Consider the following 19,802-nt stretch of genomic DNA (forward strand, 5'->3'; position numbering starts at 1 on the left):
TCACAACGCCTGTCGTCACGCATTTCGTTCCGGAGCGGCGCTCCGGGTCAGCCGGCGCCCAGGGCGGGGGCGGGTGCGCCCGGGTACTCAGGGGGCGGGCTCAGCCGCTGTCCCGGCCGGCCCCCCATCTCGTACTTCAGAAGCTTCCGGGCCTTCTCGGGATCCGTCTCGCCCTCGCCGTACGAGGGACAGAGCGGGGCGATCGGACAGGCACCGCAGGCGGGCTTGCGGGCGTGGCAGATGCGGCGTCCGTGAAAGACGACGCGGTGCGAGAGCATCGTCCACTCGCTCTTGGGGAAGATCGCCGCGATGTCCGCCTCGACCTTCACCGGATCCTCCTGCTCGGTCCACTTCCAGCGGCGCACCAGCCGTCCGAAGTGGGTGTCGACCGTGATCCCGGGTACGCCGAAGGCGTTCCCCAGGACCACGTTGGCGGTCTTGCGCCCGACCCCCGGCAGCGTCACGAGGTCCTCCAGCCGTCCGGGCACCTCGCCGTCGAAGTTGTCCCGGAGGGCGGCGGAGAGGCCGAGCAGCGACTTGGTCTTGGCCCGGAAGAAGCCGGTCGGCCGAATGATCTCTTCCATTTCCTCCGGGACGGCCGCGGCCATGTCCTCGGGGGTGGGGTAGGCGGCGAAGAGCGCCGGGGTCGTCTGGTTGACCCTCAGATCGGTGGTCTGGGCGGAGAGGACCGTGGCGACGAGGAGCTCGAAGGCGTTCCTGAAGTCCAGCTCCGGGTGGGCATACGGGTAGAGCTCGGCGAGCTCACGGTTGATCCGGCGAGCCCTGCGGACCATGGCCAGGTGGGATTCCGGCTTGGCTTTGGCGCCGGCCTTCGGCACCGGCTTGGCCCGGGATTCGGAGCCGGCCTTGGTGTTGGCCTGGGATTTGAGGCCAGCCTTGGATGTGGCGTTGGCCTTGGATTTCGGCTTCGGTGCCGTCTTCGGTGCCGAGCCGGGATCTTCGTCGGATCCCACCCGTTTCATCCGCCCCGCCGGGCTTTTTGTCGCATTTTTCGGTTCGCTTGCAGCCTGTTCGCCCACAGCGGAATTACGGTCTTCCGGCACCCCATCAACCCCCTTGGCCTGCACTCTCACCGGCGTTCCGGACACCCGGCCAGCCTAGAGCCAGCGACTGACATCCGCCCCGGTCACTGCCGATCCACCCCCAATCGGCCCCCTGCCGTACGTTCCGGGACGTGCGTGCGTCAAACTGGTTTGTGATTGATCGCACTGTTTTACCGTCCGGCATGATGGGGACCACGGTTCCCTGAACAGGCCGACAAGGAGAGAACTCGTGGACGACGTTCTGCGGCGCGCCCCGCTTTTCGCGGCGCTCGATGACGAGCAGGCCGCGGAGCTCCGCGCCTCGATGAGTGAGGTGACCCTCGCGCGCGGCGACGCGCTGTTCCACGAGGGTGACCCGGGCGACCGCCTCTATGTGGTCACCGAGGGCAAGGTGAAGCTCCACCGCACCTCCCCCGACGGCCGCGAGAACATGCTGGCCGTCCTCGGTCCCGGCGAGCTGATCGGTGAGCTGTCGCTCTTCGACCCGGGCCCGCGCACCGCCACCGCGACCGCGCTGACCGAGGTGAAGCTCCTCGGCCTCGGCCACGGCGACCTGCAGCCCTGGCTGAACGTACGCCCGGAGGTGGCCACGGCCCTGCTGCGCGCCGTCGCCCGGCGCCTGCGCAAGACTAACGACCAGATGTCCGACCTGGTCTTCTCCGACGTGCCGGGCCGCGTGGCCCGTGCGCTCCTCGACCTGTCGCGCCGCTTCGGCGTGCAGTCCGAGGAAGGCATCCACGTCGTGCACGACCTGACGCAGGAAGAGCTGGCCCAGCTGGTCGGCGCCTCCCGCGAGACGGTCAACAAGGCCCTCGCCGACTTCGCCGGCCGCGGCTGGCTTCGGCTGGAGGCCCGTGCGGTGATCCTTCTCGACGTGGAGCGGCTGGCCAAGCGGTCCCGCTGACCCCGCCGTACCCAGCGCCCGAGGGGCCCCGCCGAACCGACGAACCGGCGGGGCCCCTCACGCGTGGGTACACACACGGGCCCCGCCCCGCCGGCGGGCCCCGCCCCGCCTGCCCGCCGGTCTCAGATCAGGCCGTGCTCGTCCAGGTACTCCAGCTGCGCCAGCACCGAGAGCTCCGCCGCAGGCCACAGCGACCGGTCCACGTCCGCGTACACGTGCGCCACCACCTCCGACGACGTCCGGTACCCCGCCTCCACTGCCGTCTCCACCTGGGCCAGCCGGTTCGCGCGGTGCGCCAGGTAGAACTCGACCGCGCCCTGCGCGTCGTCCAGCACCGGGCCGTGCCCCGGCAGCACCGTGTCCACCCCGTCGTCGACCGTCAGCGAGCGCAGCCGCCGCAGCGAGTCGAGGTAGTCCCCCAGCCGCCCGTCCGGATGCGCGACCAGCGTCGTACCGCGGCCCAGGATCGTGTCCCCCGTCAGCACCGCGCGGTCGGCGGGCAGATGGAACGAGAGCGAATCCGCGGTGTGGCCCGGGGTCGGCACCACGTACATCTCCAGCCCGCCGGTCGTGATCACGTCGCCCGTGCCCAGGCCCTCGTCACCGAGGCGCAGCCCGGGGTCGAGCGCGCGCACCTTCGTACGGGTCAGCTCGGCGAACCGTGCGGCGCCCTCGGCGTGGTCGGGGTGGCCGTGGGTGAGGAGCGTGAGCGCGATCCGGCGGCCCGCCCGCTCGGCGGTGTCGATGACGGCCCGCAGGTGGACGTCGTCCAGCGGTCCCGGGTCGATGACCACCGCGAGATCGGAGTCGGGCTCGGCGACGATCCAGGTGTTCGTGCCGTCCAGCGTCATCGGTGACGCGTTGGGCGCGAGGACGTTGACCGCACGGGTGGTGGCGGGGCCGGACAGCACCCCGCCGCGCGGCTGTCCGGGCAGCGCTGCCGCGTCGCTCATGCCGCACCACCGCCCGCGCCGCCCGCCGGTATGTGTTTGGTGAACTCCGCGTGCCCCGGCCAGCTCAGCACCAGCTCGTCGCCCTCCAGGCGCGCCTGTGCGAGTACGGGGGCGAGGTCCTGGGCCGATGCCGCCTCCAGCGCCTGCGCGGCGGTGGCGTGGGCCCTGAGCCCGCGCAGCGTCGAGACGGTCGGCGGCATCATCAGCAGCTCGCCGCGGTCGTAGCCGTCGGCCGCCTCTCCCGGGCGGATCCAGACCGTGCGGTCGGCCTCCGTGGAGGCGTTGCGGGTGCGCTGGCCGGCCGGGAGCGCGGCCACGAAGAACCAGGTGTCGTAGCGGCGCGGTTCGAATTCCGGAGTGATCCAGCGCGCCCACGCGCCGAGCAGGTCCGAACGCAGGACCAGCCCCCGGCGCTCCAGGAACCCGGCGAACGACAGCTCCCGCGCGACCAGCGCCTCGCGGTCGGCCTCCCAGTCAGCGCCGGTGGTGTCCGTGACGACGGTGTCCGCGGTCGGGCCGGCGAGCAGGACGCCCGCCTCCTCGTACGTCTCGCGGACCGCCGCGCAGACGATCGCCTGCGCCTCGGCGGCCGTGGCGACACCGAGCCGCAGCGCCCAGCTCTCCAGGGCGGGTCCGGCCCAGCCGACGAGCCGGTCGTCGTCGCGCGGGTCGACCCCGCCACCCGGATAGGCGTACGCCCCTCCGGCAAAGGCCATGGAGGCGCTCCGGCGCAGCATGTGGACAGTGGGTCCGCCCCCGGTACCCTCCGCGGCGTCCCGGAGCAGCATCACGGTGGCGGCGCGCCTGGGGGTCGCGGCCGTCAGTTCGCCGGTGGCGAGGGCCCGGATCCGGTCGGGCCATTCCGGTGGGTACCACTGACCATTGGACATGGCCGGAGGCTATCCGGAACCGTGCCGATGTTCGAGTGGGTCGGTGATCCGTACATGCCCTGTACACAGATGATCCGCCGCACGGACGGTCACAGCTGATCAGCCGCACACCCTCGATCCGCTCCGGCGCACAGAAGATCCCGCCCGGTCGTCGTGACCGGACGGGATCAGGAGGGGCGGCGGTTCAGGCCCCGGTCAGTTCGACCTGGACCTCGACCTCGACCGGTGCGTCCAGCGGCAGCACCGCGACGCCCACGGCACTGCGCGCGTGCACGCCCTTGTCGCCGAGCACCGCACCGAGCAGTTCGCTCGCTCCGTTGATCACGGCGGGCTGGCCGGTGAAGTCACCGGCCGAGGCGACGAAGCCGACGACCTTCACGACGCGTGCGATCCGGTCCAGGTCGCCCGCGACCGACTTCACCGCGGCGAGCGCGTTGAGCGCACAGGTCTTCGCCAGCTCCTTGGCCTCGTCGGGCGTGACCTCCGCGCCGACCTTGCCGGTGACGGCGAGCTTGCCGTCCACCATCGGCAGCTGGCCCGAGGTGTACACGTACACCCCACTCTGCACGGCCGGCTGGTACGAGGCCAGCGGCGGCACGACGTCCGGCAGGGCCAGACCGAGCTCGGCGAGCTTCGCCTCGACGGCGCCCGCCACTACTGCTTCTCCCGCTTCAGGTAGGCCACGAGCTGCTCGGGGTTGTTCGGGCCGGGAACGACCTGGACCAGCTCCCAGCCGTCCTCGCCCCAGGTGTCCAGAATCTGCTTGGTCGCGTGCACGAGAAGGGGCACGGTCGCGTATTCCCACTTGGTCATGGCCCGACTGTAATGCCTGTGCAATCCACGGGACGCGCAGCCTCGTGCGTAGCCTGCGGTACGACTGGTTAGGCTCGAATACGTGAGCAGGTTCCAGGTCGTCAGCGGCAAGGGCGGTACCGGTAAGACCACGGTTGCCGCCGCCCTCGCGCTCGCCCTCGCGACCGAGGGCAGGCGCACCCTCCTCGTCGAGGTCGAGGGCAGACAGGGCATCGCCCAGCTCTTCGAGGCGGAGTCACTCCCCTACGAGGAACGCAAGATCGCCGTCGCACCGGGCGGCGGGGAGGTGTACGCCCTCGCGATCGACGCCGAGCGCGCCCTCCTCGACTACCTCCAGATGTTCTACAAACTCGGCAGCGCGGGACGGGCGCTCAAGAAACTCGGCGCGATCGACTTCGCCACCACGATCGCGCCCGGCGTCCGGGACGTCCTGCTGACCGGCAAGGCGTGCGAAGCCGTGCGCCGCAAGGACAAGCAGAACCGGTTCGTCTACGACTACGTGATCATGGACGCCCCGCCGACCGGCCGCATCGCCCGCTTCCTCAACGTGAACGACGAGGTGGCCGGGCTGGCCCGGATAGGCCCGATACACAATCAGGCCCAGGCCGTGATGCGGGTGCTGAAGTCCCCGGAGACCGCGGTCCATCTGGTGACCCTGCTGGAGGAGATGCCGGTCCAGGAGACCGCCGACGGCATCGCCGAGCTCCAGGCGGCCGAACTGCCGGTGGGCCGCGTCATCGTGAACATGGTGCGCCCGCACCTGCTGGACGAGGACGCGCTGCGCACCGCGGCGGGCGGCCGCCGCAAGGAGATCGCCAAGACGCTGACCCGGGCGGGCGTGACCGGCGCCGCGGGCCTCGTGCGCCCGTTGCTCGAACAGGCCGCCGAGCACGCCCAGCGGGTCGAGCTGGAGCGGGAACAGCGCGCCGTGCTGGCAGGCCTCGGACTGCCGGGTTACGAGCTCCCGCTGATCGGCGAGGGCGTGGACCCGGCCGGGCTGTACGAACTGGCGATGGAGCTCCGTAAGCAAGGTGCGGGCGAAGGGCCGGCCGGACAAGGGATGGGTTCATGACAGCGGACAGAATCCGGAACACGGACGGGAACGGGGACAAGGACGCGCCCATGGACGCGGACGGGGCCACGGCCGGGACTGCCGACTCGGACGAGAACGCGGACGCGGACGCTGCCGCCATGGCAGACGCTGACGCTGTCCCCGCCCTGGACACCGACGCTCTCCTGGACGACCCGGACATCCGGATCATCGTGTGCTGCGGTTCGGGCGGCGTCGGCAAGACCACGACCGCCGCGGCGCTCGGCGTACGTGCGGCCGAGCGCGGGCGCAAGGTCGTCGTCCTCACCATCGACCCGGCCCGCAGACTCGCCCAGTCCATGGGCATCGAGACGCTGGACAACGTCCCCCGCCGGGTCGAGGGCATCGAGACACGGGGCAGCGGCGAGCTGCACGCCATGATGCTCGACATGAAGCGCACCTTCGACGAGATCGTCGAGGCACACGCGGACGGCGAGCGGGCCCGCGCGATTCTGGAGAACCCCTTCTACCAGTCCCTGTCGGCCGGCTTCGCGGGCACGCAGGAGTACATGGCGATGGAGAAGCTCGGTCAGCTCCGGGCACGCGAGGAGTGGGACCTGATCGTCGTCGACACCCCGCCGTCGCGGTCCGCGCTCGATTTCCTGGACGCGCCGAAGCGGCTCGGCTCGTTCCTGGACGGGAAGTTCATCAAGCTACTGATGGCCCCCGCGAAAATGGGCGGCCGGGCCGGGATGAAATTCCTCAACGTGGGCATGTCGATGATGACCGGGACGCTCGGCAAGCTGCTCGGCGGTCAGTTCCTGAGGGACGTACAGACCTTCGTCGCCGCGATGGACACCATGTTCGGGGGGTTCCGTACCCGCGCCGATGCCACGTACCAGCTTCTCCAGGCACCCGGCACGGCGTTCCTCGTCGTCGCGACGCCGGAGCGGGACGCGCTCCGCGAGGCGGCGTACTTCGTGGAGCGGCTGGCCGCTGAGGACATGCCGCTGGCGGGTCTGGTCCTCAACCGGGTGCACGGCAGCGAGGCCGCCCGGCTCTCGGCCGAGAGCGCGCTGGCCGCCGCAGAAAATCTTGATGCGACCGGCATTGTGGATCAGACGGCCGGGAAGGCTGGACTTCGTGAGCCCGCCGACTCCCCCGCGGCCGGGACCGCACAGACCACGGACACCACGGACACCTCGGACCTCGCTGGAGCCGCCACCGCCGACCCGTCCGCCGGGGTCGCCGCCGCCGATCCCTCGGAGCATGCCTCCGAATCGGAGCGCGCCTCGGAACACGCATCCGACCCGACCTTCGTAGAGCCGGCCTCCGTCGAGCAGCTGACTGCCGGTCTGCTGCATCTGCACGCCGAAAGGATGCAGGTGGTCGCGCGCGAACAGCACACGCGCGACCGGTTCACCGCGCTGCATCCCGAGGTGGCCGTCACCGCGGTGGCCGCGCTGCCCGGAGATGTCCATGACCTCGCGGGGCTACGAGCCATCGGGGACCGGCTCGCGACCGGTTCCGCCCCGGCCGGAGCTGCGTAGCCAGCCCGTCATCCGTCGTACGCCTCAGGACGTCCGTACCGCGTGGTCCACCCCCCGCGGACCGGTCGTCCACCGCCCGGGTCTACCCCACGGCGGCGAACGTCTCGTGCAGTTCGTCGTCCTCCAGCCCGATCGCCACGGGCAGGATGCCCGTGGACCGCTCGTACTCGCTGCGCGCGGTCTCCAGCAGCCGGCGCCAGGACGTGACGGTCGGGCGCCTGCGCAGCAATGCGCGGCGCTCCCGCTCCGTCATCCCGCCCCACACGCCGAACTCGACGCGATTGTCCAGCGCATCGGCCAGGCACTCGGTCCGCACCGGACATCCGGTGCACACCGCCTTGGCCCTGTTCTGCGCTGCCCCTTGTACGAACAGTTCATCCGGATCGGTAGTGCGGCAGGCTGCCTGCGCACTCCAGTCGGTTACCCAGCCCATCCCGGCGCCGTCCTCTCCCGAATCGAGGCTCCCCCACGGCGACAGCGGCATATTCACCGCTGCCAGTTGAGGACGTTACGGAAGGTGGCGACAGCACAACACCCCCTTCGGGCCCAATCTTGAATGGCCCGAACGGACTATGCGTATGCGGCAGATCACCCAGGGGAGTGAGGTGAGGACATGCACGACTATCCCGGCAGAATCGGGACAGACCATCTGAGTCACAACGGACGTTCGATGACACACGAGGCGATTTCGGGGGCGCCTGAATCGTGGCCGGGTGGTGCACGGGCTCATGCAGGGGGGTTGATACGAAACCGGACTGCTGTGACAGTTGAGAGCAGCTTAGGCCAAGGCATATACGTGTGTCCGGCGAATGAGAACGTAGGCTGCCCCCATGCCAAAGAAGCGCTCGGGCGGGGGTCTCACGACGACCCAGCAGGCCGCCAAGTTCCTCGGTGTCGCCGCACTCTCCGGAGTGGTCCTGGCGGGCATCGCGCTGCCGGCCGCCGGAGCACTGGGTCTCGCCGCCAAGGGAACGGTCGACGGATTCGACGAGATCCCGGCCAATCTGAAGACTCCGCCGCTGAGCCAGCGAACCACGATCCTGGACAACCAGGGCGGCCAGATCGCCACGGTCTACTCGCGTGACCGCACCGTGGTGCCGCTCAAGGACATCTCCCCGTACATGCAGAAGGCGATCATCGCGATCGAGGACGCCCGGTTCTACGAACACGGCGCGGTCGACCTCAAGGGCATCCTGCGCGCGATGAACCGGAACGTTCAGTCGGGCGGGACCGCGCAGGGCGCGTCGACCCTCACCCAGCAGTACGTGAAGAACGTCTTCGTCGAGGAGGCGGGCGACGACCCGGCCAAGGTCGCGGAGGCCACCCAGCAGACGCTCGGCCGCAAGGTCCAGGAGCTGAAGTACGCGATCCAGGTGGAGGAAGAGCTCGGCAAGAAGAAGATCCTGGAGAACTACCTCAACATCACCTTCTTCGGACAGCAGGCGTACGGGGTCGAGGCGGCCTCGCAGCGCTACTTCTCGAAGTCGGCGAAGGACCTGAAGGTGGAGGAGGCCGCGCTGCTGGCCGGCATCGTGCAGTCGCCCAGCCGCTACGACCCCGTCAACGACACGCAGGAGGCGACCAAGCGTCGCAACACCGTCCTCCAGCGGATGGCGGATGTCGGGGACATCTCGAAGGGCGAGGCTGCCAAGGCCCAGGCGACCCCCATCAAGCTGAAGGTCAAGCGGCCGCAGAACGGCTGCATCACCGCCGTCAGCGGCTCCGGTTTCTTCTGCGACTACGTACGGCAGATCGTCACGGGCGACCCCGCCTTCGGCAAGACCGCGAAGGACCGGGCCAAGCTCTGGGCGGTCGGCGGGCTCACCATCAAGACGACGCTGGACCCGCGCTCGCAGGCCGCCTCCAACGAGGCCGCCACGTCCCGGGTCAACAAGGACGACAAGATCGCCGACGCGGTCGTGCAGGTGAAGCCCGGCACGGGCCAGATCATGGCGATGGCCCAGTCCCGCCCGTACGGGCTGGACCAGTCCAAGCACCAGACGGTGCTGAACCTCAACGTCGACCACAAGATGGGCGGCAGCTACGCCGGCTTCCAGGTGGGGTCGACCTTCAAGCCGATCACCGCGGCGGCGGCGCTGGAGAAGGGCATCAGCCCGGCGCAGAGCTTCACCACGGACCACCAGATCTCCCTGCCCGGTGAGAGCTTCCGCACGTGCGACAACAAGCCGGCGGACAACCGCCCCTGGGACGTGTCGAACGAGCTGGAGGAGGAGAAGGGCACCTTCGACATGACCAGCGCGCTGGGCAAGTCGATCAACACCTACTTCGCGAAGCTGGAGCAGAAGGCCGGTCTCTGCGAGACCCTCTCGATGGCGGAGAAGGTCGGTTACATCCGCGGCAACAACAAGCCGCTCCAGGCGGTCGCCTCCACCACCCTCGGCGGCCAGGAGTCGACACCGCTGGCGATGGCCTCGGTGTACGCCACCTTCGCCAACCGCGGCAAGTACTGCTCCCCGATCGCGATCCTCTCGGTGACCAAGCCGGACGGCAAGCAGATGGCGGTACCGAAGTCGACGTGCACGCAGGCCATGAGCGAGCACACGGCGGACACCATCAACCAGATGCTCAAGGGCGTCGTGGCGGACGGAACCGGGCAGCGGGCCGGTCTGGACGACCGTGACAACGCGGGCAAGACCGGTACCACCGACGAGCGCAAGAACGCCTGGTTCGTCGGCTACACGCCGAACCTGTCGACGGCGGTCTGGGTCGGCAGCGACGGCGCCACGCAGCTCCCGATGAGCAACATCACCATCGGCGGCCAGTACTACGAGGACGTCTGCGGTGGCTGTCTGCCCGGTCCGATCTGGAAGACGGCGATGACCGGCTCCCTGAACGCCTCGGAGACCCCGGCCTTCAACGCGGTCGACGTACCGCGGTCCAAGCCGAAGGAAGACAAGAGCAAGAACAAGGACCGGGACAAGAACAAGCCGGGCGACGGCGACAACAAGCCCGGTGGCGACGACCCCTTCCCCGGCATCAGCATCCCGCCGGACCTGATCGGCGGGAACGACGGCCACGCCCGCGGTCAGGACAACGGCGGGTCGCAGGGTCCCTGATCCGCCGCTGCCGTAGACAGGAAGGTGGGGCGCACCCGGTCCGGGTGCGCCCCACCTTCCTGTCTACCGGCCTTCCGCGGCCGTACCGGATTCCGCTGCCCGTAACGGATTCCGCGGCGGCCGCCTCAGCCCGCGAGGAGCTTCTTGACGAGAGCGGCGACCCGGCCGCCCTCCGCGCGCCCCGCGACCTTCGGGTTCACGATCTTCATCACGGCACCCATCGCGCGGGACCCCTCGGCGCCGCCGGCCTTCGCCTCGTCGACGGCGGACGCCACGATCGCGGCCAGCTCGTCGTCGCTCAGCTGCTGCGGGAGGTAGGCGTCGAGCAGCTCGCCCTCCTTCTTCTCCCGCTCGGCCTGCTCGGTCCGGCCGCCCTGGGAAAAGGCCTCGGCCGCCTCGCGGCGCTTCTTCGCCTCCTTGGCGATCACCTTCTGCACCTCGTCGTCGGAGAGTTCGCGGGCCGACTTGCCGCTGACCTCCTCCTTCGTGATCGCGGTGAGGGTCAGCCGGAGCGTGGACGAGGTCAGCTCGTCACGCGCCTTCATGGCCGTGGTGAGGTCTTCCTTGAGCTTGGACTTGAGCGTGGTCATGGGGTGATTGTGGCAGGTGCGGGGCACCCACCGCCCTCCGGTTTTCCTGTCGGCACGCACTGTCTGAGACGATGGGCGTATGCGCGCACGCTACGGAGTACCCCTGAAAATCACGGCGGTCACCGCCGCGGCCGGCGCCGTCGGCCTCGCCTACGCGGCCGGGTTCGAGGCCCGCTCGTTCCGCCTGCGAAGGGTCACGATCCCCGTACTCCCGCACGGAGCACGTCCGTTGCGCGTGCTCCAGGTCTCCGACGTGCACATGGTGAGCGGCCAGCGCAAGAAGCGCGCCTGGCTGCAGTCCCTGGCCGGGCTGCGCCCGGACTTCGTCGTGAACACCGGCGACAACCTCTCCGACCCGGAGGCCGTACCGGAACTGCTCGACGCGCTCGGACCCCTGATGGAGCTCCCGGGTGTCTACGTGTTCGGCTCCAACGACTACTACGGCCCCAAGCTCCGCAACCCCGCCCGCTACCTCTTCGAGAAGACCGCGGGCAAGCACGGCCTCAACGGGAACGCCCCGGCGGTCGGCGTCGTCCACAACCCGTGGGAACCGATGCGGGACGCCTTCGACGAGGCGGGCTGGCTGAACCTGACCAACACGCGCGGCCGCCTCAAGCTCGACGGCCTGGAGCTGGCCTTCACCGGCCTGGACGACCCGCACATCAAGCGCGACCGCTACGCGGAGGTCTCGGGCGGCCCCGAGTCGGGCGCCGACCTCTCCATCGGCGTGGTCCACGCCCCCTACCTGCGATCCCTGGACGCCTTCACCTCGGACGGCTACCCGCTCATCCTGGCCGGCCACACCCACGGCGGCCAGCTCTGCATCCCCTTCTACGGAGCCCTGGTCACCAACTGCGACCTGGACACGGACCGGGTGAAGGGCCTCTCCTCCCACTCGGTCGACGGCAACCGCGCCTACCTCCACGTCTCGGCCGGCTGCGGCACCAACCGCTACACCCCGGTCCGCTTCGCCTGCCCCCCCGAGGCGACCCTGCTGACCCTGACGGCCCGGGACGCGTAGCCGCTCGTCCACCATCCCCTCGCCCGAGCCCTGGAAACGTACCCACGTACCCCACCCCGGTACCGCTCACCCCCACCCCCATCGGCACAAAAACCGGATTTCGTCTCCGGCCGCCGGTGGGCTAAAGTAATCGATGTCGCCGGGACACCGACGACGATCGGGGTGTAGCGCAGCTTGGCAGCGCGCTTCGTTCGGGACGAAGAGGTCGTGGGTTCAAATCCCGCCACCCCGACAGCCGTAAGACCAGGTCAGGGGCCTGATCCACTTGGTGGATCAGGCCCCTGAGTGGTTTCCGGGGGCGTCTTGGGCGCCGCTTGGGAGCCGATCTCAGAATCCGGCTCCCAGGGAGCCGCCATTGAGACTGCCGAGCAGAACCTCGACGAAACACTTACGGGACGGACGCCCGGCAGAGCCTCCCCGCGTTCAAGCAGCGGACTCCACCCCTGGGGCGGAATCCTCCGGCGGGTCGAGGAGCCTGAAAGCGCAGTCTCCCGGACGCCGCCCCAAGCGCTGGACCATGAGAGCGCCGAGGAGCGCTGTCCCCGGGCCACACACCGGTCCCGCATCCGTGCCGACATAGAACAAACCGTTCTCGTCCGGCTCCCGGCGCTCGTGCTCGGTGCCGGCGGCCAGCGCGAGGCAGAAGCCGAGGAGATCGACGCGCAGGCCGACGGCCAGGTCACCTCGAAGGAACACCAGCGGGTGTGCCAGCCCTTCACTGTCGTAGCCGGCGGAGACGACGGCACCCAGCCCGTCGGGTAGCGGGTACATCTCCTCAGGGATGTCCTCCACTACGCCCTTCATGTCGACGGCAGCAAGCTTCAGGAGCTCCGTGAGGACCTCTTCGTCGCTCCGCCACCCGTCCTTCGGCGCCCAGTTTCCATCCTTGTAGAGATGGAGGACATCGACCGTCGCGTCCGGCAGGTCTCCCAGCACCAAGTTCGCCAACACGTCGCTCGGCTCCTTCACCACTACACCGTGACCTTCTCGCTGTGGCCAGAGGACAAGGTGAGGGAAGGGACGGTGAATGTATCGAGCGAGAAGCGACCGGATGGCAACCGACAGTTCTTGCTCGCTGAGGCCGGGGCGCACCAGCACGCAGATCCGGTCTGGAAGGACGGCCAATGCAGCCTGCATGCCGTGCTGCCCGAGGTCGATCTCGACTGCCTGTGTGTTCATCGCATCCAGCAGTACCGGCAGTTCCAATGCCCAGGCGTCATGTGCTCGGATCCTGCCCTTCCCATGGGTTCCCTCGGGTGCGACTTGCACTGCTTGCTTCTGCATAAGGTTCCCTTCCTTCGTTTGAACCGGGTCACTCAGTCTTGGTCCGGTTCATAGCGAGGAAGGCGTAAAGTCGTGAAACGCCTTGTCGTGCGCATCGCGCCTGCCACGCTCACAAGCGCCAGGCCGCATTCAGGCGAATTGATCCCACAGGAACCCCTCGTAGGGAACCTGAGCGAATTTTTTGATACAGGTTGTGCTGACGCGAGCACACACGGTACGACCGTGCCATGCACCGTTGGTCGCCACTCAATGATCGCCAGCTGGTCCTGCTCACCCGCATTGGGGAGGGGACGGAACCTGTTACCTCAGACAGCCCGGAACTTGCCGCCACCGCTCACGCCCTCAAGGGGCGGGGCTTGATCATCATGCCGAAGCAGGGCGGGAGGTGGCAGGCGGACATCACCAACGACGGTCGTTTCTACTTGGAGCACGGGCACCACCCGGACCGGCCGGAGCGGACGACACGCAGGCAGCGTTCGGCGGCCCCCAAGCTGACACCACAGGCTGGCCCTCCCAGCCGACAGACAGCGCCCTCGTCTGCGGCTGCGAAGCCCTCGCGTCCCTCACCGGCCTTGATTGGCGCGGCCCTGATCACCCAAGTGCAGGAGGCCGGCCGCTTCCTCCGTATCCCGAACCCGAGCGACGGGGAGCGGGCCCGCTACCGGCGAGCATTCGATGCTGCGCGGCAATGCGCCCCCGAGGGGTACCACCTCAAGCACACGGGGCAGGAGAGGGGTGATTTCGTTCTCGGCCTGCTCAGGGTGACCGGCGAGGACGACACCGAGTGGAATCGGATTCGCCTGGCTCGTAGCCGCGTGATCACCGACGTTGAGGACGTGGTCGCGGCGGTCACCGCAGACCACAGTGCCTTTGAGAGGGCGGTTTGAGAGGTTTTGACCGCGACTTGCCCTGAAGGGCACTCCGCAGGGGTTGCTTCAAGGTGCTGTCCGTTGCTGTTCGCTGGGGCAACGGGCGATAATCGGCCTGTGGACTGGTTGGAGCGAGCTCGAGCTGCGGAGCAACTTCAGGATTGGGACGCAGCGATCACGCTGGTAAGCGCCCATGCCGAGTGCTTCTCCGATGATCCGGACAGGCACGACAATCATCTGTGGCACATGGATCTGTTGGTCCGAGCGGAACGGATTCCAGAACTTACGGAGCTCGCCCTCAGGGATCGCCACGCACTTCGGAGACTCAACAGGTCGCTTCGGGAGCGAGGTATGGAGTCCGCGCTGCGCGAGCGCGCCGAAGACGGTGACCGTGACGCCCTGTACGTCCTTGTCCGGCTGATGTGCGAGACGGAGCGGATGCATGAAGCCCTGAAGGTGATCCAAGACATCGACCCGGAGAACAAGTACGCACAGCAGATTGTGGCCAGTGATTGCTGGCCATAGGTGTCCGGCTATGGCCTTCTCGCGAAGATGCCGGTGTCGACCTCGGTGAGGATGTCGAGCTTGACCAGGCGTTTCAGCTTGGCGCGGGTGCCTTCGACGTTCTTCGGCAGCAGCTCGTGGCCGAGGGCTTGGCAGACGTCCCTCGCCCGTCGTGGTCCGGCCGCGTGGTTGAAGGCGTCGAGGATGCGGGGGTAGTCCGGGTGCTCGGGCAGGTCCGGTGGGGCAGCGGGAAGCCGGTCGGCGAGGCTGGTGACGGTGGTGCGGGTGATCGCGAGATGCTCCAGATGGGTCTCGGCCTCCCGCAGCCGGTTCTGCAGGCCGTCGATCTGTTCACGGAGGTCGTCGGCCAGAACCCGGGCAGCTTGTTCCTGCAGTTCCAGGGCTTCGAGCAAGGGCTGGATGTTCATGCTGCGACCGTCTGTGCCTCGCGCCAGGTGGGGGTGTTCGTGCCGGTGAGCCGGCGGGTCATGACGTGGGTCATGGCCCAGTAGACGCGTGAGGCGGAGGAGAAGGGATGGTGCTCGTAGTCGCGGACCAGGCGCTGGTGCAGTATCAGGGTTCCGTAGGTCTGCTCGACCCTCCAACGTTTCGGCTGCGGCACGAATCCCTTGATCTGCGGGTCGCGGGCGACGATCTCGACGTCGATGCCCAGGCCGGCGCCGTGCGCGACGACCTGATTCTTGAAGCCCTGGTCGACGAGAGCTTTGCGGACTGTTCCGCCGGTCTGTTCGGCGACCTGGTCCAGCAGGGCGATGCCCGCCGCGTTGTCGTGGGTGTTCGCGGCCAGGCCGACGACCGCGATGACCAGTCCGAGGACATCCACCGCCAATCCCCGCTTGCGGCCGGGCACCCGCTTGGCCGGGTCATGGCCGCTCGTGTCGGCGGGAACCCCGGCGGCCACATGGACACTCTGCGTGTCCAGAACCACCAGGGCCGGGTCCTCTAATCGCCGGGCGCGTTCGCGGACCTGGCACCGCAGGAGTTCGTGGATGACATGGTCGGTCCCGTCGTCCCGCCATGCGGCGAAGTAGTAGTAGGTCGCGCTCTTCTGCGGCAGGTCATGCGGTAGGTAGGCCCACTGGCAGCCGGTTCGTCCCTGGTACACGATCGCGTTCACGATCTCTCGCATGTCGTAGGCACCCTGATGCCCGCTGACCGACCGATGCCGGCCCTTCCACGCGGTGATCACCGGCTCGATCAACGACCACTGCTCGTCCGATACGTCACTCGGATACGGCTTGCGTTCACTCACCTGGTCACATCACCAGATCAACGACCGTGGGTCGGCAGGTTCCGCCCCACCACCACACCATCAGGCGACAGCAAAACCTCTCAAAGACTAACGAACCGCCCACTTAGGCATGAAGTGGTCGAGCTGGTAGACGGTTACCTGTCGGCACAGCGGGCACCGTTCGTAGGGTGGAGCAGCCATCAACTGCCCGCGGATCTTGGCGCCGGCGACAGTCTTCATGCCGTTTCCATAGACCCACTGCACGAAGTGCTCAGCGTCGATTCCAGGTACGGAGAAGTGCTTGTCGATCAGGTCGTGCAGAGACTTGCCGGAAGCGGCCTGCCGCAGCCTCTGGCCTGCATTCCGTACCGTGTCGGAGGCGTTCAGTAGGTTCTCGCGGCGGTCGCCCTCCGTAGTACTGGTGGCGACGCACGCCCTGTAGCTGTCCGCTGCCTTGATCAGCGGAATCTTCAGGGACCACATCACACGGCCCTGTTCGTCTTCTCCGCGAGGCGGATGCGGACCAGCCCCCTCGCTTCACTGCCCAGCTGTCCACCGAAGTGGGTCAGCACTTGTTCATAGGAATCCATTCGTGTGACGGCCTTGGTGATCTCCGCATAGAAGCCGGAATGCATCACCTCCAGCCCGAACACCTCGTGCGTCAGCGCACCCACGTTCTCCCCGTAAGTTTCAACCTGGGGTCGCTCAAAGCGGCTGGTTTCCCCGTGGCGGATCAGCTTGTAGACGCATGAACGCGGGGCTGTCTGCAGGACCACGGGCGAGTGAGTGGCCACGACGGCCACACCGTTGCGGTCGGTGAGCAGCTTCGACAGGGCCTGCATGAAGGAGGCCAGCAGTGGCGGATGGAGATGCGCTTCGGGCTCATCTAGGAGAACGAGCGACTGCTCGGCCACACTGTGGACGAGCTGCGTCATCGTCAGCGCCACGATCGCGTGCCCCGAACTCAGGCGCGAAAACTCAGAGGTCAGGTCCTCAACCTGGCTGGAGCGCAGTCTCATGCCAGCGCGTATGTCGCGGGCGAATGCTGCGATGCCGGATTCGGCGAATTGTGGATCCCGGCTCAGCAGCAGCATTGCTTCACGCCAGTCCGTCAGAGCGCGCGACGTGAAGATCTCGGTAAGGGACGCGTTGAAGTCTTGCCTCAGTCGATCGTGCAGGGTGGTGCGATCTTCGGCGGCGAAGTCGTGGACCACCCCACTTCGAAGTCCAACGTAGGCATATGACGCCGCCCGGGGCGAAGCGTTCTCAGCGTCAGGGGCAAGGGCTTCGATGTCGACGAACGGGTCGAAGGCGCTGAAGGTGACAGAGACGACGTTGGCGAACTGCTCACCGGCCTCCGAGGCAGGCGTGGGAGCATGTCAACGCTTCCGAAGCGGCCGTCCAGATCGGGGTGGGCGACTGCGCCGGCAAGGTTGCGCAGCAGCGTCGTCTTACCAACTCCGTTTCGACCGATAAGGACGTGGACATTGCTGGACGGACTGGACTCCGGGACTACCTGGAAGTCGACACCATTCGTGGCCTGCCCAGGTGCGTTGTATCGGAATCGGTATTCGGTCAGCCGGACTCCGCCCCGTGCGATGCGGTTGAACTGCGCCCTGACTGTCTGCTCCTCCACGCTTCGCAGGAGCGAGACCTCTGTCACCCGGTGTCGCTTCACATCCTGGAGCCGGTTGGGAAAGTAGGCCAGGTCGCAGAGGGCTTCAAGGATTTCGGCGCGCTTGCCACCACCGAGTTTGCTGATCTCGTCGTAGTAACTGTCGGACTGGCCGAGCGAGAAGAACTCGCCGGGCAGCCCATCGTCGAAGCGCCCGCGCTCGAAGGGGGCCGCGCCTGCCTTCTGTCTGGGCACCGCGATTTTCACAGGGCCCAGGTTCCAGGTGTCTGTCGGTGTCCGATACCAAAGGTGGTAGGAGGTGCGGTAGCCGAAATCGTCCCAGTCGTCGACCTCCAGCACCAAGGCTTCGGAGCCGCTGGGCACGGGACTGCCATAGTGCTGGACGATGACCTGCACGCGTCGGGCCTCCGTGGTTGGCGGCGGGTGTGCGCACATCAGCGGCGCTGGATGCGCACCCTACCGCGCCACTTGCGCAACGTCCCTTCCCAGCCCAAAGAGGGGACAAAGAGGTCCGTCGACCCCGGGGTGAGTGGGGCCGACTCCCAAGGTCACAGGCAGACCAGCGCGGTGGGATTCGAGAGGCCGCACCCCTTCTCAACTGACCTCGTGCAGCCGTGCCCTGATTCATCATTCGTGGGCCAACCTCGGAAGCCGGCTTTCAACGGTCGGTGAAGTGAGGATCCAACGACTGCCCATCGACGTGATGCGGCAGGTGAGTCATTCGAACGAGGGCCGTCGCAAAGACTGCCGAGATAGGCTCCGAGCGTGGCCTTCATCGTGAACTTGAGCTCGGACGAACTCGTCGCCAACCTTGAGAAGTTCAGGATCGAACAGCGGTTCACCAAGTCCCGCCCCAAGAGCCTGAGTATCGATGCGGCACTCGATGGGCCACCCATTGTTCTCCTGGTCGGCGAGGCCCTCTCCGAAACAGGCGGGGCGCGCTCACGGTGGCTTGCCTGGGTAGGGATAGCCGCTCGTCATGGCACCGTGGGGGCGGTCGATAAGAGCATCACCGTCGATCCGCTCCGCGAGTGCATGGCGGCTATCCCACTCGATGGTAGCGACGGCATACTCAGCGACATCCCGGAGCACCTACGCCGTGAGTTCGACCTCGCGGCTCCACTGGGCATGGTCGGCGCCTGCAGCAACGCCGTGTGGCAGGCCCTGGAGCGTGCGCTGCGCGCAAGGTTTCCAGAGCTGGGTAGCCTCCTTGACTGGCTGCTCGCCCAAGCCGATCCCCCTGTGTTCGAGGACAATTCGGCCGACCGCTCCTGGCAAGAGCAACGCGATGCCACAGGAAGCCTGCTGCGCATTGCCGACTTCCCCCTCTCCGCGCTCGCCGCCTGGCGCCGCCCACCATCAGGAGACGATCCATACACTGCGGGGCTGATTCCTCAGCCGGTCGAGCACAGCCTCATCGACTATGACGTGCGTGTCGCTGGAGATGCATTCGGCATGTTCAGCGAGTGGCAGCAAGGCAACGGCGTCCGATGCGACATCCATGTGCTCCACGACGCATCGGGTCGACGGCTCGAAGTGGTCAACGTCAACGCCACGCCGGTGGAGTCTCGCCTCGGCACTGACATGCTCTACTACCACGAGCCCACCAAGAGCTTCGTATTCGTCCAGTACAAGCGCCTCCATCCAGATACCCGATCCATCTACGTGGACGAGCGCTTGAGAGGTCAGCTTGACCGGCTGGAAGAGACGGCACAGCTGAGCAGCCCTCCAGCTCGACCGAGTGAATGGCGTCTTGGCGGCGACCCCTGTTTCCTGAAGCTGGCCTACTGGCCACGGAACACGGAGAAGCGCCCGGTCCAAGGTCTCACCCCAGGCATGTACCTACCTGTCTCGTACGTTCGGCTGCTACTCGAAGACGACTGCACACGGGGCAGGAAGGCAGGTAGCACGGCGCGGATCCTCGGCTACGACCAAGTGGAACGGCACCTCACGGGCACACAGTTCATTGACCTCGTCAAGCATGGCCTTGCTGGGACCGTAGGCACCACGAGGGAGCAGCTGTACGCACTGGTAAAGCGGCGCATCAGTACTGGTCACAGCGTCGTGCTGGCCACCGAGACCAGTGACGAATCGGTCCGTGCTCGTCAGACTCGCGTACGCGACCGAGGGGCCAAACGCCGGACCTACACCCATCGCACCTATGGGCAGGAACCGTCAGGAGGTTTGGATCTGTGACGTGTCAGGGGCCGCATGGGAGCTGACCGCCTGACCCAACACCCTTCGACGTCAACCAGACCCTTGGGAGACCGATGCTCTGACCAGCTGGAACAGGTTGATTCACACCGTCAGTCGGCGGCACGTGCTTCCTCACGCCGGCGATGTCCAGCACTCCCAGATCGACGGC

The 19,802-nt window shown here is 67.6% G+C and carries 21 protein-coding genes and 1 tRNA gene; 9 read left to right on the top strand and 13 right to left on the bottom strand.

The window, feature by feature from the left end; all coding sequences use genetic code 11:
• Positions 1 to 47: 47 nt before the first annotated feature.
• Positions 48 to 1,040 carry an endonuclease III gene (nth, locus tag ACIO3R_RS32495; protein ID WP_402110625.1) on the bottom strand — a complete coding sequence of 331 codons (993 nt, stop codon included), beginning with the start codon at positions 1,038 to 1,040 and terminating at the stop codon, positions 48 to 50.
• Positions 1,041 to 1,293: 253 nt separating this feature from the next.
• Here nth and ACIO3R_RS32500 point away from each other — a divergent pair, with 253 nt between their 5' ends.
• Positions 1,294 to 1,968, top strand: coding sequence for a Crp/Fnr family transcriptional regulator (locus ACIO3R_RS32500; RefSeq protein WP_123460131.1), 675 nt, complete (start codon positions 1,294 to 1,296; stop codon positions 1,966 to 1,968).
• 122 nt (positions 1,969 to 2,090) lie between these two features.
• Here the strand turns inward: ACIO3R_RS32500 and ACIO3R_RS32505 are convergent, their stop codons facing one another.
• From ACIO3R_RS32505 to ACIO3R_RS32520, 4 genes are all read right to left on the bottom strand, one after another.
• The gene (locus tag ACIO3R_RS32505) at positions 2,091 to 2,921 is read right to left on the bottom strand and encodes an MBL fold metallo-hydrolase (protein WP_385034608.1); all 831 of its coding nucleotides are present in this window, start codon (positions 2,919 to 2,921) and stop codon (positions 2,091 to 2,093) included.
• Positions 2,918 to 3,811 (bottom strand): NUDIX hydrolase, encoded by an 894-nt coding sequence (locus ACIO3R_RS32510; RefSeq protein ID WP_402110628.1) that lies wholly within the window; start codon positions 3,809 to 3,811, stop codon positions 2,918 to 2,920. Before ACIO3R_RS32510 ends, ACIO3R_RS32505 begins: the two co-directional genes overlap by 4 nt.
• A gap of 184 nt (positions 3,812 to 3,995) precedes the next feature.
• Complete coding sequence (locus ACIO3R_RS32515; protein WP_385034604.1) at positions 3,996 to 4,466, bottom strand: RidA family protein; 471 nt, start codon at positions 4,464 to 4,466, stop codon at positions 3,996 to 3,998.
• The gene (locus ACIO3R_RS32520; protein WP_003991873.1) at positions 4,466 to 4,624 is read right to left on the bottom strand and encodes a DUF4177 domain-containing protein; all 159 of its coding nucleotides are present in this window, start codon (positions 4,622 to 4,624) and stop codon (positions 4,466 to 4,468) included. Before ACIO3R_RS32520 ends, ACIO3R_RS32515 begins: the two co-directional genes overlap by 1 nt.
• A gap of 82 nt (positions 4,625 to 4,706) precedes the next feature.
• Between ACIO3R_RS32520 and ACIO3R_RS32525 the strand changes: the two genes are divergently transcribed.
• Together ACIO3R_RS32525 and ACIO3R_RS32530 are read left to right on the top strand one after the other, a co-directional pair.
• Positions 4,707 to 5,696: an ArsA family ATPase gene (locus ACIO3R_RS32525; protein WP_385034602.1), complete on the top strand. Its 990-nt coding sequence runs from the start codon at positions 4,707 to 4,709 to the stop codon at positions 5,694 to 5,696.
• Positions 5,697 to 5,815: 119 nt separating this feature from the next.
• Positions 5,816 to 7,204, top strand: a complete 1,389-nt coding sequence (locus ACIO3R_RS32530; RefSeq protein WP_402110747.1) for an ArsA family ATPase — start codon at positions 5,816 to 5,818, stop codon at positions 7,202 to 7,204.
• A gap of 82 nt (positions 7,205 to 7,286) precedes the next feature.
• On the opposite strand, the gene ACIO3R_RS32535 is transcribed toward ACIO3R_RS32530, so the two are convergent.
• On the bottom strand, positions 7,287 to 7,637 hold the full coding sequence (locus ACIO3R_RS32535) for a WhiB family transcriptional regulator (protein ID WP_018551136.1): 351 nt from the start codon (positions 7,635 to 7,637) through the stop codon (positions 7,287 to 7,289).
• Positions 7,638 to 8,034: 397 nt separating this feature from the next.
• Between ACIO3R_RS32535 and ACIO3R_RS32540 the strand changes: the two genes are divergently transcribed.
• Complete coding sequence (locus tag ACIO3R_RS32540) at positions 8,035 to 10,281, top strand: transglycosylase domain-containing protein (RefSeq protein ID WP_402110630.1); 2,247 nt, start codon at positions 8,035 to 8,037, stop codon at positions 10,279 to 10,281.
• Positions 10,282 to 10,406: 125 nt separating this feature from the next.
• Here ACIO3R_RS32540 and ACIO3R_RS32545 read toward each other — a convergent pair whose 3' ends face one another.
• The gene (locus ACIO3R_RS32545; protein ID WP_402110632.1) at positions 10,407 to 10,871 is read right to left on the bottom strand and encodes a GatB/YqeY domain-containing protein; all 465 of its coding nucleotides are present in this window, start codon (positions 10,869 to 10,871) and stop codon (positions 10,407 to 10,409) included.
• 79 nt (positions 10,872 to 10,950) lie between these two features.
• Here ACIO3R_RS32545 and ACIO3R_RS32550 point away from each other — a divergent pair, with 79 nt between their 5' ends.
• Both ACIO3R_RS32550 and ACIO3R_RS32555 read left to right on the top strand, forming a co-directional pair.
• Positions 10,951 to 11,892: a metallophosphoesterase gene (locus tag ACIO3R_RS32550; protein ID WP_385039249.1), complete on the top strand. Its 942-nt coding sequence runs from the start codon at positions 10,951 to 10,953 to the stop codon at positions 11,890 to 11,892.
• Between the two features lie 158 nt (positions 11,893 to 12,050).
• Positions 12,051 to 12,124: transfer RNA gene (locus tag ACIO3R_RS32555), tRNA-Pro, on the top strand.
• A 191-nt stretch (positions 12,125 to 12,315) separates the two neighbouring features.
• On the opposite strand, the gene ACIO3R_RS32560 is transcribed toward ACIO3R_RS32555, so the two are convergent.
• Entirely contained in the window at positions 12,316 to 13,098 is a 783-nt protein-coding gene (locus ACIO3R_RS32560; protein WP_402110634.1) for a hypothetical protein, read from the bottom strand.
• A gap of 305 nt (positions 13,099 to 13,403) precedes the next feature.
• On the opposite strand from ACIO3R_RS32560, the gene ACIO3R_RS32565 reads away from it, so the two are divergent.
• Positions 13,404 to 14,063, top strand: a complete 660-nt coding sequence (locus ACIO3R_RS32565; RefSeq protein WP_402110636.1) for a hypothetical protein — start codon at positions 13,404 to 13,406, stop codon at positions 14,061 to 14,063.
• A gap of 333 nt (positions 14,064 to 14,396) precedes the next feature.
• A complete protein-coding gene (locus tag ACIO3R_RS32570; RefSeq protein WP_402110637.1) occupies positions 14,397 to 14,570 on the top strand; it encodes a hypothetical protein in 174 nt (57 codons plus the stop codon).
• A gap of 8 nt (positions 14,571 to 14,578) precedes the next feature.
• On the opposite strand, the gene ACIO3R_RS32575 is transcribed toward ACIO3R_RS32570, so the two are convergent.
• The 5 genes from ACIO3R_RS32575 to ACIO3R_RS32595 form a co-directional block, all read right to left on the bottom strand.
• Positions 14,579 to 14,977 carry a hypothetical protein gene (locus ACIO3R_RS32575; protein ID WP_402110638.1) on the bottom strand — a complete coding sequence of 133 codons (399 nt, stop codon included), beginning with the start codon at positions 14,975 to 14,977 and terminating at the stop codon, positions 14,579 to 14,581.
• The gene (locus ACIO3R_RS32580) at positions 14,974 to 15,822 is read right to left on the bottom strand and encodes an IS5 family transposase (protein ID WP_402110639.1); all 849 of its coding nucleotides are present in this window, start codon (positions 15,820 to 15,822) and stop codon (positions 14,974 to 14,976) included. The genes ACIO3R_RS32575 and ACIO3R_RS32580 overlap by 4 nt, the downstream gene beginning before the upstream one ends.
• An 87-nt stretch (positions 15,823 to 15,909) precedes the next feature.
• Positions 15,910 to 16,284: a hypothetical protein gene (locus ACIO3R_RS32585; protein ID WP_402110641.1), complete on the bottom strand. Its 375-nt coding sequence runs from the start codon at positions 16,282 to 16,284 to the stop codon at positions 15,910 to 15,912.
• Positions 16,284 to 17,015 (bottom strand): AAA family ATPase, encoded by a 732-nt coding sequence (locus ACIO3R_RS32590; protein WP_402110643.1) that lies wholly within the window; start codon positions 17,013 to 17,015, stop codon positions 16,284 to 16,286. Before ACIO3R_RS32590 ends, ACIO3R_RS32585 begins: the two co-directional genes overlap by 1 nt.
• Entirely contained in the window at positions 16,964 to 17,833 is an 870-nt protein-coding gene (locus ACIO3R_RS32595) for a hypothetical protein (protein ID WP_402110644.1), read from the bottom strand. The genes ACIO3R_RS32590 and ACIO3R_RS32595 overlap by 52 nt, the downstream gene beginning before the upstream one ends.
• Before the next feature lie 369 nt (positions 17,834 to 18,202).
• Between ACIO3R_RS32595 and ACIO3R_RS32600 the strand changes: the two genes are divergently transcribed.
• A complete protein-coding gene (locus ACIO3R_RS32600; RefSeq protein ID WP_402110646.1) occupies positions 18,203 to 19,633 on the top strand; it encodes a hypothetical protein in 1,431 nt (476 codons plus the stop codon).
• The last annotated feature ends 169 nt before the right edge of the window (positions 19,634 to 19,802 follow it).

The organism is Streptomyces sp. NPDC087428, assembly GCF_044744085.1.
Taxonomy (GTDB): Bacteria; Actinomycetota; Actinomycetes; order Streptomycetales; family Streptomycetaceae; genus Streptomyces.